The following is a 14,222-nucleotide window of genomic DNA, read 5'->3' as shown; positions in this document are numbered from 1 at the left end:
AAAAGTTTTATCTCATTGACATTTCTGACGATAGACAGATTTCCATAACGCTGCAAGCAGGGCGGGTGGCGTTGACTATTTCCCGGCCTGGTTATCCTCGTCTGCCTGAGCGTAGTGCTTGTTCTCGCGCCTGTCGCCGAACAGCTGGCGCTGTTCGAGATGCTTGCGCTGGGCGTTGTAGAAGGCCTGCAGGAACCGCAGGCGGTCAGCGGGCGGAACGGGGTCCGCATAGCCGATCTTCTTGCGGATTTTTTCCACGATTGTCTCGATGGTCGCTTGTCGCTGCTGTTCGGCGCCGGCCGAAGGACGCACGCTTTGGGCGCGCAGGAGGGTTTCAAGCGTCTGCAGTTCGAAGGCGCCGTAGTGATCGAGCTGATGGGACAGGAAGACAATTTTTTTCCGGTCTTCCGTCAAGACCGGGGTTTCGGTTGCCAGGTCCTTCAGCAGTACCGGCACGGGCAGGTGGATCACGTGGGTGCCGGCCATGATATCGCCGAGACGGCGGCGGTAGCGATTGAGAATCGGCACCATGAGACCCATCGTGATCCAGGCCAGGGAGGCGATCGATGCCAGAGGGGAGGCCATATCCAGGGTCAGGAGAAGCGTGGCCGGCAGAAAGATTTCCGCTTCCTTCATCAGATTGCGCAGGACCAGCGCATGGGCGGTCAGCGGTCCACCGTCATGGGAGACGACCTTGATCTTCATGAGCCGCTTGCCCAGCGTTTGGCCGTTCCAGCCGAGTTCGGCAATCACGTAATAGGGAACCCGGATCACGAAGAAGAGCAGGGCGCCGATGGCGAAAACCGTTCGCGGGGTCGTCAGGTTGAGGGCGGAAAGCAGGACCAGCAGGCAAATGGCCCCGATCGAGGTGATCAAGACATCGGTGATCTGCGCGGCGATACGGACGCCCACGCCCGCGACCGGCAGGGTCAGCGGCACCCCTTCGGGCGGCATCAGGATGTCGGGCGAAGGCCTGTCCTTCTTCTTGCGCCGAAGAAGTGAGATTTTCCGGCGGGAGATCATGGCCGCCTCCGTCCGGTGAAGACGAACCAGGCCAACCAGAGCGCGCCGACGCCCCAGCCGATCACGAAGCGTGCGGTCAGATCCTGAACCATCTGCCGGGCAAAGGCTTCCAGAAAGGCGGCGGCAACCAGCATGATCGCTGCGACGAGGGCGAGTTTCACCGCGTCGCGGCCGGTATGGTGAAGCGCGTCCGACCGGGATCTGTCGCCGGGAAAAAGAACGGCCATCCCGAGTTGCAGTCCGCCGCCGCAGGCAATGCAGATCGCGGAGATCTCGGTCACCCCGTGAATGGAGAGCCAGCCGGCGAGATCCAGACCCAGGCCGCGGTCGACGTGGAGCGCCAGGAAGGCCCCGAGAATGAGGCCGTTGTAGAAGGTGAGAAGGATCGCCGGTGCGCAGGCGAAAACGCCGAGGCCGAAGACGAAGATCGCAATCCGGGTGTTGTGGGAAAAGAGGTAGGTCGCGAAGGCTCCGAAACCGCTCTTTCCGCTGCCTCCGTAGATCACCGACCGCAAGGATTCCGTCGTGGCATCCGGCCCGCGGCCGCCGCCGAGGCCGGACGGGGTGAAGACGTAGAACCAGTCATTGTTTTCGAAATAGAGCAGGTAGCCGGTCAGGGCGCCGAGCGCCATGCAGACGAAACCCAGCAGGATATAGGGCCAGCTGCGCCGCATCGCCTGGGGCGCGCTGAAGGTAAAGAACCGCTCGACCAGTCCGCCGACCCGTTCCTGGGGCGCATAGACACAAAGATAGGCGCGAGCGGTCAAGGCCTCCAGATAGCCCAGAAGCGCCTTGTCGAGGGAGATCTCGCGGGCAATCGCCAGGGATGTCGTTGCCTGACGGTAGAGAGAGGCGAGATCTCGCGCATCGGCGAAGTCCATCCGCTGCAGGCCCTTGCCTTCGGCCTGGAGTACGAGGCCCTCCAGGCGACGCCAATCGGCCTCTCTCTCTTTCCGGAAACGCGCCGAGCGCATGAGATCCTGATTGTCCATCAGATCAGCTCCCGTGCCTTGATTTCCAGATAGGTCGAAATCAGCCGCGCGGTGACGGCACTCGGCTTGGCATCGACAATGGTAACCCCCATGCGGGTGAGGCGTTCGAGGACCAGGCGGCGCTCGTTGATCGACTGGTTCGCAGCCACCAGCGTGGCGGCCCCGTCCAGATTGTCGGGGGCGGTTTCCACCAGTGTCTCCAGATCCGGATCGCGGATGGCGACGAAGATCAGCAGATGACGCTTGGCGAGAATGCCGATGTTCTCGATCAGGAGCTCGGCCGAGGTGGTGTCGATGAAATCGGTGAAGATGATGATCAGGCTGCGCTTCGGGGTGCGGGCGTTAAGCTCCGTGAGCGCCAGGGTGTGGTTGGTCTCGCGATTGACATAGGAGAGTTCGGCGGTCCAGTGACGCAGACGGGCGAAGGCATTGCGGCCGGGCGCGGGGGCGGCAAAGGTGCGCGGCCGCACGTCGTAGGAATAGTAGCCGACCAGATCGCCGCCGATGGCTGCGGCCCATGCTGTCGCGAGCGCTGCCGTGATGGCATGATCGATCTTCGGCAGACCGCCGATCTCCTCGCGCATCAGGTAGCCGTTGTCGAGGGCGACGATCACGTGGTGGTTGCGCTCCGCCCTGAGTTCCTTTGCGACCAGCGACCGGCGGCGGGCGGAGCGTTTCCAGTCGACGGTCTTGATGTCCATGCCCGGAACGAAGTCGCGCAGCTGCTGGAATTCCGAGCCTTCGCCGATGGCCCGGTTTTCCTTCACCCCGTAAAGGGTGGACAGGACCGTTGTCGTGATCTGGCCGGATTGAACCAGTCGGATGTTGGGAACGACGCGGAGTTCCGCCCCGAGATCCAGGCGCGGCACGAATTCCAGGAGCCCGAGACGGGACCCCCAGAGCAGCCAGAGGTGATCGAAATGCCAGAGCCCCCGGCGCACTGCCAGGCACCTGACGTCGGCTTCCGCGATGTTGCCGGGTCCGGTCCGAAGGGTGATTTCCCCTTCACCGCTCAATCCGGCGGGCCAGTCCAGCTTCGCTCGAAGATCCTGCCTGGCCCCCTCGATCGTCAGGCGCAAGGTGGCCGTTTCTCCGACGAAGACTTCCGGCGGCACGTCAAAGGCCAGGGACTTCGGACGCCGGAAAGAGAGTGCCAGATCCAGGCCGGTCAGGGCCGCAAGCACCACCCAGGGCAGGAACGCGATTTCCCGTCCCGCGCCCCCGGCCACTACGGCGAAAACCGAAAGGACCAGGGCCGCCGCGCCGAAGGCCAGCAATCTTTTCGATGGTCGGATCAGCGTGGGGCCTCGATCTGGTTGAGAATGTTTTCCAGAACCTGCGCCGGACTGCGGCCCTCGATCTCCGCCGCCGGGCCGAGCACGATCCGGTGGCGCAGGGTGGGAATGAACAGCCGCTTGACGTCGTCGGGTATGGCGAAATCCCGGCCGCTCAGCGCCGCGCTGGCCCGGGTCGCGCTGGCAAGAGCGTCGGCCGCGCGGGTCGAGGCCCCAAAGGCGATCTCGGAGCTTTCGCGGGTCGCCCGGATCAGGCGGAGGATATAGGCCAGGATATCGTCTTTCAGGGTGATTCCGTCGACCAGGGCGCGCGTTTCGGCCAGTGCGGCCGCATCCAGAACCTTTGAAAGGGCGGTCGTCTCCAGACCGGCTTCCAGGGGTGCGGCGGCGTGCTGGCGAAGGATCGCCATCTCGATGTCTTCCGGCGGGAAGTCGATCACCAGCTTGAACAGGAAACGGTCAAGCTGCGCCTCGGGAAGCGGATAGGTTCCCTGCTGCTCGATCGGGTTCTGGGTGGCCACCACGATGAATTCGCGGCCGAGCGGGTGATCGGTGCCGTCGATGCTGACGGTGCGCTCGCTCATCGCCTGAAGAAGAGCCGCCTGGGTTTTCGGCGGCGCCCGGTTGATCTCGTCGGCGAGCAGGACCTGGGAGAAGACCGGTCCCTTGGTGAGGACGAACTTGTTGGTCCGGAAATCGAAGATCGAGGTGCCGAGCACGTCTCCAGGCATCAGGTCCGGGGTGAACTGGATGCGGCCGAAATCGAGGTCGAGGGCCGCGGCGAAACTGCGGGCGAGCAGGGTTTTCGCGGTGCCCGGAGGGCCTTCCAGAAGGACGTGGCCGCGCGCGAACAGCGCGACCAGCAGGAGTTCGACAACTTCGTCCTGACCAAGAACGGTTCGGCCGATCTCTGTCCGCAGGGCGTCTGTACGTTCGCGCAGGGCTTCAAGCGTCATTGGTTATTTGCTCCAAAACCTGTTCCAATTCGTCGATTAGCTGGATGGCCTCCGAGGCCGGAAGGCGTGCGGGGAACTGCCTGATCCTGGACAGGACCGCGCGCAGGCGGACTGCCTGTTCCGGATGCCGCCGGTCCGCGAATTTCAGGAAGCCGTCCTCGCTGGCGTAGTCATGTGCGTTGACGCGGCCGAACAGCGCATCCGCAGTGGCCGAAAGCCGTGCGGCGGCATAATCGCCCACCAGGGCGCCGTCCTGGCCCGACATCCGCATGAGCCTTGCCCGGGCGCGCACCGCGAGGTTCTTGGACGCTCCCGGGGCTGCTGCGTCGGACCGGATCGGGCCATATCTCAGCGCGGAGCGCCAGAGAAACAGACCCAGCACCAGCGCTGCGCCGATCCAGAGCGTCAGGAAGGGCGGGCCAAAAAACCGGCGAAGGTCGTCCCAGCTGCGTTCGCGCTTCGGTTCGGCGGACGGATCGCGCAGCCAGTCGGACTGGCTGTAGTCGATCACGATGTTCTTCTTGCCCGCTTTCGAGCGCAGAAAGTCCAGTGCGATGGTCGCGTTGTCGCCAAGGCGCAGGCCGTGATTGTTCACAAGATCCGGGTCGGACAGGACGAGAACCGTTCTGGCCTTTGGGTCCGCGCCTCCGTCAAGGGGGCATTCGGCGAGGATCATGGCGTCTTTGGTTCCAAGCAACGGTGCGCAGAGCTTACTGCGGAACATTTGGGCGGCATAGATCTCGGCGCTCAGGTTCTTGTCGTCATCCGATCGGTACGGGAACCGGGTGAAGGGCGTCCGTGCAAAGACGGGTGTGAAACTGCCGTCCCCGGTCAGCTTCTGAACGGTCGCCTTCAGCCGCTTCGTCTCCACGTTCAGGATCGGATGGGCGAGGCCGGTCAGGCGCATGCCGGTGCGCCATTTCGGCAGGACGAGGAGGGTCGGGACCTTCTTTGCCTTGATCGAGATCACGGATGTGGTGAGGTCGTACTCGTCCTGCTGCGCCAGAAGCTCTTCCTTGGTCGTGGGCGCCTTTCGGTCCTCATTGAGCGCCGTGTCATAGACAGGCACGATCAGGAGCCCGACAGAGGTCTGGTCCATGAGCCAGCCGCCGGAAAAGTTCTGGGCGCCGACACCGTTCGACGCCAGCCAGATCTGCAATCCGTCCAGTCCGGACGGGGACCGGCGCAAGGTCTGCTGCCGCTGCGCCAGAAGATACCATCCGGCAGCCAGCACAATCACGCAGACCGCGGCAATGACGATTGTTTCGAGACGCAGTCCCTGAAAGGCGGGCCCGCTGGGCGAGGACGTGGCCCTGGTATCGCTCATGAGGCTGCCGGCCCCAGTATTTGCCTGCAGGCGAAAACATGTTCGCGGAATTCGTGGTCACTGACATCGTAGCCGCCGAACTGGACGCGTTCGCTCGTCATGATGAGCGCGCGCAAGGTGTCGCGCTGCGTCCAGGTGGCGGGGATATGCTGCAGGGCCTCCCGTCCGGTCCAGCTGCGCTGCATCAGTACGCCATTTGCGGCCACCACCGAGGCCAGCACCTTCTGGGTCAGAAGGACCAGCGCCCGCCTGCGGTCCTTCATGCCGACGATTTCCTGGTAGGAGCCCAGCCGTTCGGCCCAGGCGGGCGTCGCGACCTGGGATCTTCCGTGTTTCCGGTCGGGATTTTGCGCATCCCGCTTGAGCGAAACGGCGATGCCTCCGCCATAGCGCAGGAAAACATAGGCAATGATGGCCAATATGGCGCCGGCGATGAGGCCGGTCGGCCAGTCGATCCTGGTCCGGGAGCCGTTTTCCTCCGGTTTCGGTTTGGCCGGTTCCTGCTCGGTGTCCAGGTCGGGAGGCGGTGCGGACGGATCGAAATAGGCGACGTCGGCGTCGATGCCGCGCAACCGGATCGAGCGAAGATAGGCGTTGCCGGCGTCTCCGACTTCCAGCGGTTCCCGGACGGCTTCCTGCCCGTAGGACGGGGCAGACACTCCAAAGAAACTAAAAAAGACAATGAGCAGAAAATACGGGCGCATACCGAATTTTATTAATTGGAAGCCCGGAAGGACGCAATAGACAGCGGTGCCACCGCAGCTTGTGCGGCCCGGCCGGAGAGGGAAAGGACGGGGATTGTCCTGTCCCCAAGTCAACGGCCGCTGACCGTCACCAGCCTGCGTTTGTTGCAAGGCAGATGACCGGTCAGCGGCCGCAGATTTCAGCGCTTATCGCCCGATGCTCTAAAGAGACCCTTAGAAGTGAACCGAACGGGCGGTGGCGGTCTTTTCGAGCGGCGGGGAGAACTTGGTCAGGTCGATCCCTTCCACGGCGGTCTTGTACTCGTCGATGCTCGGCGTACGGCCGAGGATCGCGGAGAGGACGACGACCGGGGTCGAGGCGAGCAGGGATTCGCCCTTCTTCTCGGTGGAATCTTCCACGACGCGGCCCTGGAAGAGGCGTGTGGACGTGGCCAGAACGGTGTCGCCCTTCTCGGCCTTTTCCTGGTTACCCATGCAAAGGTTACAGCCGGGGCGTTCCAGATAAAGGATGTTTTCGTACTCCGTACGGGCCGTGTTCTTCGGAGCGTTGTCGTCGAATTCGAAGCCGGAGTACTTCTCAAGAATGCTCCAGTCGCCCTCTTCCTTCAGCTCGTCGATGATGTTGTAGGTCGGTGCGGCGACGACCAGCGGAGCCTTGAACTCCACCTTGCCGGTTGCTTTCTCGAGGTTCTTCAGCATCTGGGCGACGATCTTCATGTCGCCCTTGTGCACCATGCAGGAGCCGACGAAGCCAAGATCCACTTTCTTTTCGCCGCCGTAGTAGGACACGGGGCGGATGGTGTCGTGGGTGTAGCGGCGCGACGGATCGGTGTTGTTCACGTCGGGGTCGGCGATCATCGGCTCGGAGATCTCGTCCAGATCGACCACGACTTCGGCGAAATACTCGGCGTTGTCGTCCGGGGTCAGGGCGGGTTTTTCTCCGGACTTGATCTCGGCGATCCGTTTGTCCGCCTTGGCGATCAGACCCGCCAGGGTGCCGGCAGCGTTGTCCATACCCTTGTCGATCATCACCTGGATGCGGGACTTGGCCAGCTCAAGGGAGCCGATCAGGGTCTCGTCATTGGAGATACAGATCGAGGCCTTGGCCTTCATCTCCGCGGTCCAGTCGGTGAACGTGAAGGCCTGGTCGGCAAGCAGCGTGCCGATATGCACTTCGATCACCCGGCCCTGGAAGACGTTGTCGCCATGCTGCTGGAGCATCTGCGCCTGGGTGGCGTGGACCACATCGCGGAAGTCCATGTAGTCCTTCATGGCGCCCTTGAAGGTCACCTTCACGGATTGCGGGATCGGCATGGTCGCCTCGCCGGTCGCCAGAGCCAGAGCCACGGTGCCGGAGTCGGCGCCGAAGGCGACGCCCTTGGACATGCGGGTATGGCTGTCGCCGCCGATGATGATGTCCCAGTCGTCCACGGTGATGTCGTTCAGCACCTTGTGGATCACGTCGGTCATGGGGTGATATTCGCCCTTCGGATCGCGCGCGGTGATCAGGCCGAACTTGTTCATGAAGCTCATGAGTTTCGGGATGTTGGCCTGCGCCTTCAGATCCCAGACGGACGCGGTGTGACAGCCGGACTGGTAGGCGCCGTCGACAAGCGGCGAAATGACGGTTGCCGCCATGGCTTCCAGTTCCTGGGCGGTCATCAGGCCGGTGGTGTCCTGCGAGCCGACGATGTTGACCTTGACGCGGACGTCGGAGCCGGCGTGCAGAACCTTGCCCGGGGTCACGCCAACGGCGTTGCGGTTGAAGATCTTCTCAACAGCGGTCAGGCCCTGGTCCGGATTGGAAATTTCCTTGGACGGGGCGAACACGAGCGGCGCCTCGACGCCAATCGTTTCGGCGGCGAAGGTCTGCAGCTTCTTGCCGAACACGATGGCGTAGGAGCCGCCGGCCTTCATGAATTCCATCTTTTGCGGCGTGAAGGCGGCGGCGATATCGGTCAGCTCTTCGCTGCCATCTTCGCTCAAGAGCTTCTTGCTCCTGGTGTTGATGGTCAAAACGGTGCCGGTCTCCACGGAGTATTTCTGCTCCAGGACCGGATTGCCGTCATTGTTGAGGATCGGCTTGCCGTCGGCGTCCAGCTTCTTGACCCAGTTCTTCAGGTTGAGGCCGATGCCGCCGGTCACGTCGACGGTGGTGCCGAAGATCGGGGAGATGCCGTTGGTGCCGGCAACGACCGGCGCGAAGTTGACGAACGGGACGTAAGGACTGGCCTGCTTGCCGGTCCACAGGGCGACGTTGTTGACGCCGGACATACGCGACGAGCCGACGCCCATCGTGCCCTTTTCGGCGATCATCATGACGCGCTTGTCCGGGTGCTGCTTCTGCAGCGCGACGATTTCCTGCTGTGCTTCGGGCGAGATCATGCACTTGCCGTGCAACTCGCGGTCGGAGCGGGAGTGTGCCTGGTTGCCGGGAGACAGCAAATCGGTCGAGATGTCGCCCTCCGCGGCGACGTAGGTCACGACCTTGATCTCGTCCTCTACGTCCGGAAGCTTGGTGAAAAATTCTGCCTTGGCGTAGCTTTCCAGCACGTCCTTGGCGACTTCGTTGCCGGCCTTGAAGGCATCGCGCAGCCGGAACATATCCGCGTCGTACAGGAACACCTGGGTCTTCAGGACTTCGCCGGCGTCCCTGGCAATCGCCGCGTCGTCCCCGAGGGCCAGATCGAGCAGGACTTCGACGGACGGTCCGCCCTTCATGTGAGACAGGAGTTCAAAGGCGAAAGCCGGAGTAATTTCCTCGACGGCCACTTCGCCCAGAATGATTTCTTTCAGAAACTTCGCTTTCACACCCGCGGCATTCGTCGTGCCCGGCAGGGTGTTGTAGATGAAGAACTCGAGGGAGGCTTTCCGGTGCTCGTTCGCGGGATCCTTGATCTGGGCGATGATCTCGCTCAGAAGCGCGCCGTCATCGATGGGCTTCGGATGCAAGCCCTGGCCTTTGCGGCTTTCAATCTCGTTCAGGTAGTCTGTGTACAAACTCATGATGATCCCGCGTCCTGGTGTAATGTGTGTCTTGAACATCCGGTCTCATACGGTTCTGGCGAGCCGGGTCAAGCTGGCTGAGGGTGTATTAGTTGAGTATACAATGGTATGCAATAAATTTTCCGCCACTTGATGAAGGATGGATTGCGATGCGCGGGCCCGCGCATATCGATGGACCTGCTTTTCCGGGCCTGATTGTATCACAGCCGTGGAAAACGGCAGTCGTCCCCAGCTGCTTTCCGGCAACAATCCGAGAGCGTCTACACATGGATGCTCCGTCGAACCGGCCATTCCGGCCGCGGCGGTTGTTTTTGGAGATTTATTTTTAAATATAAAGAGAAAACGTTAGGTTCGTCGCAGCCGTGATAAAGCAGAGTTTCAAATCAAGGAAACCGAACGGGCTCCCGTCCGTTGTCTTGACGGACCATCCAGAGATTTTCATGACCGGCCGCGGCCCGAATGCGGGAGGCGGCTACGGACCCTGAAGGAGATCGCCAGTCGTGCCACAGTCCCTCGATAGCTTTAAAGCCAAGAAAACACTGACCGTCGGTGACAAGACCTACACCTACTTTTCCATTCCCGACGCGGAGAAGAACGGCCTGAACGGCGTTTCCAAGCTGCCGTTTTCGCTGAAGGTCGTTCTGGAAAACCTGCTGCGCTTCGAAGACGGCCGCACGGTGACCGCAGACGATATCCGCGCTGTCGCCACGTGGCTGACGACCCGCAAGTCCACCCATGAGATCTCCTACCGTCCGGCCCGTGTGCTGATGCAGGACTTCACCGGCGTCCCGGCCGTGGTCGATCTTGCCGCCATGCGCGATGCCGCCGTGAAGCTCGGCGGCGACCCGAAGAAGGTCAATCCGCTGGTTCCGGTCGACCTCGTCATCGACCACTCGGTCATGATCGACTATTTCGGCACCCAGGATGCGTTCAGGAAGAACGTCGAGCTGGAATACGAGCGCAACGGCGAACGCTACGAGTTCCTGCGCTGGGGCCAGTCGGCCTTCGACAACTTCCGCGCCGTGCCGCCGGGAACCGGTATCTGCCACCAGGTGAACCTGGAATACCTGGCTCAGACCGTATGGACCAAGGAAGAAGACGGCGAAACCGTCGCCTATCCGGACACGCTGGTCGGCACCGATTCGCACACCACCATGGTCAACGGTCTTGCCGTTCTCGGCTGGGGCGTCGGCGGTATCGAGGCGGAAGCCGCCATGCTCGGTCAGCCGATCTCCATGCTGATCCCGGAAGTCGTCGGCTTCAAGCTTACGGGTAAGCTCAATGAAGGCATCACCGCGACCGACCTGGTGCTGCGCGTGGTCGAAATGCTTCGCCAGAAGGGCGTGGTCGGCAAGTTCGTGGAATTCTACGGCCCGGGCCTCGACAATCTGTCGCTCGAAGACGCCGCCACCATCGCCAACATGGCGCCGGAATACGGTGCGACCTGCGGTTTCTTCCCCGTCGACAACGAGACCCTCGGCTATCTGAAAGCGACCGGCCGCGATGCGGACCGCGTTGCCCTGGTCGAAGCCTATGCCAAGGCGCAGGGCATGTTCCGCTACTCCGGCGAAGAGCCGGTCTTCACCGACACGCTCGAACTGGACATCTCCACGGTCGTTCCGGCTATCTCCGGTCCGAAGCGCCCGCAGGATCGCATCAACCTGTCCGATGCGGCCGCCGGCTTTGCCAGGACCATGGAAGACGAGTTCAAGAAGGGGGCGGAAATTGTCAAGCGGGTTGCCGTCGAGGGCAAGGATCATGATCTCGGCAACGGCGACGTTGTCATCGCCGCGATCACCTCGTGCACCAACACCTCCAACCCGTCCGTGCTGATCGGCGCCGGCCTCGTTGCCCGCAACGCGCTCGCCAAGGGCCTGAAGGTCAAGCCGTGGGTCAAGACCTCTCTGGCACCAGGTTCCCAGGTCGTCACTGACTACCTCAACAAGGCCGGCGTCCAGGACGATCTTGATGCGCTGGGCTTCACCCTTGCCGGCTACGGCTGCACCACCTGTATCGGCAACTCCGGACCGCTCGATCCGGCCATTTCAAAGGCCATCAACGACAACGACCTGATTGCCTGCTCGGTTCTGTCCGGCAACCGCAACTTCGAAGGCCGCGTCAACCCGGACGTGCGCGCCAACTACCTGGCGTCCCCGCCGCTGGTCGTTGCTTACGCCATCGCCGGCAACCTGAACGTCAACATCACCGAAGATCCGCTCGGTGAAGACCAGGACGGCAACCCGGTCTATCTGAAGGACATCTGGCCGTCGACGAAGGAGATCACCGATCTCATCCGCTCCTCCATCACCGACGAAATGTTCCGCGAACGCTACGGCGACGTCTTCAAGGGCGACGAGCACTGGCAGGGCATCAAGGTGGAAGGCGGCATGACCTACGGCTGGCCGGTTTCCTCGACCTATGTCCAGAACCCGCCCTACTTCGAAGGCATGACCATGGAGCCGAAGCCGCTCGAGGATATCGAGGGCGCCGCCGTCATGGGCCTGTTCCTGGACAGCATCACCACCGACCACATTTCGCCCGCCGGCAACATCAAGGCCGACAGCCCGGCGGGGACCTACCTCTCCGAGCACCAGGTCGCCACGAAGGACTTCAACTCCTACGGCGCGCGGCGCGGCAACCACCAGGTCATGATGCGCGGCACCTTCGCCAACATCCGCATCAAGAACCAGATGGTTCCGGGCGTCGAAGGCGGCGTCACCATGAAGGACGGCAAACAGGAGTGGATCTACGACGCCTGCATGGAATACCAGGCCGAAGGCACCCCGCTGGTCGTCTTCGCCGGCAAGGAATACGGCACCGGCTCGTCCCGCGACTGGGCTGCGAAGGGCACCAAGCTGCTCGGCGTGCGCGCCGTGATCGCCCAGTCGTTCGAGCGTATCCACCGCTCCAACCTGGTCGGCATGGGCGTCATCCCGCTCACCTTCAAGGAAGGCGAGAGCTGGCAGAGCCACGGCATCACCGGCAAGGAACGCGTGACCATCAAGGGCATCGCCGACATCCAGCCGCGCCAGATGATGGACGTGGAAGTGACCTACGAGGACGGCACGACCAAGACCATCGAGTGCCTGTGCCGCGTCGATACGGTGGACGAACTGGACTACATCAAGGCCGGCGGCATCCTGCACTACGTGCTGCGCAACCTGGTCAACAGCTAAGGGGACTCGGGAGTGGGTTCTTCCTATTCCCGACCCTGAAAACACGAAAGGGCCGTTCGTTCGGGCGGCCCTTTTTGCTAGCTGCTGAAGGCTGGGTCAATTCCCCGGAGCTATGCACCGAATAACCTGCCTCTAGGTCAAAAATTCACCATCCGTTTACCATAATCATGTTGCTTTCAACCTGAACCAGTGCATCTGTCGGATCATGGATCTGACGCGGCCGGTCGGGCCGGGAACGAGGAAAGCAATCATGGCGTTGAAGGTGAGCCGCCGGAATTTCGTGGTGGGATTGTCCTGCTTTCTGGCCGCGTGCCAGAGCAAGGAAAGCGGGATCCGCCAGGCGGGGCTCGACCTGCGCGCCGACGGGACGCCGGATTATGCCGCGGCCTATGCGCCGATCCGCGACGGCGGATTCTCGTTACCCGCCATCCAGTATCAGAATTTCGATCCGCAATACCTGCGCCAGACCGTTTCCTATTCCTCGCGCTATCCGGCCGGCACGATCGTCGTCGATCCGAAGAAGAAGTTCCTCTATCTGGTCCAGCCCGGCGGGCGGGCGATCCGTTACGGCATCGGTGTCGGGCGCGCCGGTTTTGCCTGGAGCGGCGAGGCGCGGATCGGGTTCAAGCGGGAGTGGCCCAAGTGGTTCCCGCCGGATGAAATGATCGACCGGGATCCCCAGCTGGAAAAATACCGGGACGGTCAGCCGGGCGGCCCGAGCAATCCGATCGGCGCCCGCGGCCTTTATCTCTGGCAGGGCAACAAGGACACGCTCTACCGCATCCACGGCACCAATGCGCCAAGCAGCATCGGCACCAATGCGTCCAGCGGATGCATCCGCATGTGGCAGCAGGACGTGATCGATCTCTACGATCGGGTGAACGTCGGCGCCAAGGTTGTCGTGCTGGGCTAAGTTTCGGCGGCTCGCGATCTGCGCATACGACGTTTGTGTGATGTTTGCCGACGAGAAGTCGGTATTCTCCGGTTCGTTGGATTTGAACAAAGCGCTTTTCAAAGAGGGGCTGTCGATGAAATCAGCCGTTGCAGCCGTGGGCCTTCTGCTTGGTACCGTTCAGGCCGGTATGGCGGATCCGTGCCACGACCGGTTCGTCGAACTCTACAAGCAGCTCGATCAGGGCGTGCCGACGAAGACCTTCGTCACGACCGCGTTCAAGGGCGCCCCGCCCATGACCAACGATTTTCTCTATCTCAATCACGATCATCACATGAGCGTGCCGATCGACCCGCCCCAGGCCTGGGTGCTGACCTATCGGAACGTCATGTATCAGTCGTCGGACGAGGGCAAGAGCTGGGCGAAGGTGCGCGATCTCGACGCGAGCCAGAATGCGGAAGGCGCCATCGCCGCCAAGGCGGAAAACGCAAAGACCATCCGTAACGCCGCCTGCGGCACGGAGGAGATCGACGGTGTCGCCCATGACACGCTGGAGGCGGATCTCACCGTGTCCCAGGGCATGGTGACGGAAAACCACTACAAATACTGGGTCCGGCCCGACGACGGCTTCATCGTCAAGGCGGCCTACGACACCAAGGCACCGAACTTCGAAATGGCGATCACCCAGGTGATCGAAAAGGCCCCGGACCTGAAGCTGCCGACGCCGGAGTGATGGGGTTTGCAGGTTGAAATGCCTGCCGTTCCATACACACAGGCGTCATCAACTCTGTTTTGCGAGTCCGTCTCTGAGTTTTGCATTTAGGATGACGATGATGTTTCGCATGACGGCG

Annotated in this window: 10 protein-coding genes; 3 read left to right on the top strand and 7 right to left on the bottom strand. The window is 62.2% G+C overall.

Features of this window, described 5'->3' with window-relative positions; all coding sequences use genetic code 11:
- Positions 1-75: 75 nt before the first annotated feature.
- The 7 genes from ACN0SO_RS10905 to ACN0SO_RS10875 all read right to left on the bottom strand — a co-directional run bounded on the left by ACN0SO_RS10905 (position 76) and on the right by ACN0SO_RS10875 (position 9,303).
- The gene (locus tag ACN0SO_RS10905; RefSeq protein ID WP_417677505.1) at positions 76-1,023 is read right to left on the bottom strand and encodes an RDD family protein; all 948 of its coding nucleotides are present in this window, start codon (positions 1,021-1,023) and stop codon (positions 76-78) included.
- A complete protein-coding gene (locus tag ACN0SO_RS10900; protein ID WP_417677503.1) occupies positions 1,020-2,015 on the bottom strand; it encodes a stage II sporulation protein M in 996 nt (331 codons plus the stop codon). Before ACN0SO_RS10900 ends, ACN0SO_RS10905 begins: the two co-directional genes overlap by 4 nt.
- Entirely contained in the window at positions 2,015-3,292 is a 1,278-nt protein-coding gene (locus ACN0SO_RS10895; RefSeq protein ID WP_417677501.1) for a DUF58 domain-containing protein, read from the bottom strand. Before ACN0SO_RS10895 ends, ACN0SO_RS10900 begins: the two co-directional genes overlap by 1 nt.
- Positions 3,293-3,309: 17 nt before the next feature.
- Positions 3,310-4,266, bottom strand: a complete 957-nt coding sequence (locus ACN0SO_RS10890; RefSeq protein ID WP_417677499.1) for an AAA family ATPase — start codon at positions 4,264-4,266, stop codon at positions 3,310-3,312.
- A complete protein-coding gene (locus ACN0SO_RS10885) occupies positions 4,256-5,593 on the bottom strand; it encodes a hypothetical protein (RefSeq protein WP_417677497.1) in 1,338 nt (445 codons plus the stop codon). The genes ACN0SO_RS10890 and ACN0SO_RS10885 overlap by 11 nt, the downstream gene beginning before the upstream one ends.
- Positions 5,590-6,252 carry a DUF4129 domain-containing protein gene (locus ACN0SO_RS10880; protein ID WP_417677495.1) on the bottom strand — a complete coding sequence of 221 codons (663 nt, stop codon included), beginning with the start codon at positions 6,250-6,252 and terminating at the stop codon, positions 5,590-5,592. The genes ACN0SO_RS10885 and ACN0SO_RS10880 overlap by 4 nt, the downstream gene beginning before the upstream one ends.
- A gap of 258 nt (positions 6,253-6,510) precedes the next feature.
- Positions 6,511-9,303 carry a bifunctional aconitate hydratase 2/2-methylisocitrate dehydratase gene (locus ACN0SO_RS10875; RefSeq protein ID WP_417677493.1) on the bottom strand — a complete coding sequence of 931 codons (2,793 nt, stop codon included), beginning with the start codon at positions 9,301-9,303 and terminating at the stop codon, positions 6,511-6,513.
- A gap of 500 nt (positions 9,304-9,803) precedes the next feature.
- Here ACN0SO_RS10875 and acnA point away from each other — a divergent pair, with 500 nt between their 5' ends.
- The 3 genes from acnA (at position 9,804) to ACN0SO_RS10860 (ending at position 14,104) form a co-directional block, all read left to right on the top strand.
- Positions 9,804-12,479 (top strand): aconitate hydratase AcnA, encoded by a 2,676-nt coding sequence (gene acnA / locus ACN0SO_RS10870; RefSeq protein WP_417677491.1) that lies wholly within the window; start codon positions 9,804-9,806, stop codon positions 12,477-12,479.
- Between the two features lie 250 nt (positions 12,480-12,729).
- A complete protein-coding gene (locus ACN0SO_RS10865) occupies positions 12,730-13,392 on the top strand; it encodes a L,D-transpeptidase (RefSeq protein ID WP_417677489.1) in 663 nt (220 codons plus the stop codon).
- Positions 13,393-13,507: 115 nt separating this feature from the next.
- Positions 13,508-14,104: a hypothetical protein gene (locus ACN0SO_RS10860; RefSeq protein ID WP_417677487.1), complete on the top strand. Its 597-nt coding sequence runs from the start codon at positions 13,508-13,510 to the stop codon at positions 14,102-14,104.
- Positions 14,105-14,222: the final 118 nt, after the last annotated feature.

Origin of the sequence: Roseibium sp., from assembly GCF_048260565.1 — a bacterium.
In the GTDB taxonomy this organism is placed as follows: domain Bacteria; phylum Pseudomonadota; class Alphaproteobacteria; order Rhizobiales; family Stappiaceae; genus Roseibium.
The sequence above is the reverse complement of the archived record's forward strand: the minus strand, read 5'-3'. Positions and strand labels throughout refer to the sequence as shown.

Bases quoted from the DNA above. Each gene is read 5' to 3' on its own strand.
- ACN0SO_RS10905 (WP_417677505.1), bottom strand. From the start codon at position 1,023: ATGATCTCCCGCCGGAAAATCTCACTTCTTCGGCGCAAGAAGAAGGAC.
- ACN0SO_RS10900 (WP_417677503.1), bottom strand. From the start codon at position 2,015: ATGGACAATCAGGATCTCATGCGCTCGGCGCGTTTCCGGAAAGAGAGA.
- ACN0SO_RS10890 (WP_417677499.1), bottom strand. From the start codon at position 4,266: ATGACGCTTGAAGCCCTGCGCGAACGTACAGACGCCCTGCGGACAGAG.
- ACN0SO_RS10885 (WP_417677497.1), bottom strand. From the start codon at position 5,593: ATGAGCGATACCAGGGCCACGTCCTCGCCCAGCGGGCCCGCCTTTCAG.
- ACN0SO_RS10875 (WP_417677493.1), bottom strand. From the start codon at position 9,303: ATGAGTTTGTACACAGACTACCTGAACGAGATTGAAAGCCGCAAAGGC.
- ACN0SO_RS10865 (WP_417677489.1), top strand. From the start codon at position 12,730: ATGGCGTTGAAGGTGAGCCGCCGGAATTTCGTGGTGGGATTGTCCTGC.
- ACN0SO_RS10860 (WP_417677487.1), top strand. From the start codon at position 13,508: ATGAAATCAGCCGTTGCAGCCGTGGGCCTTCTGCTTGGTACCGTTCAG.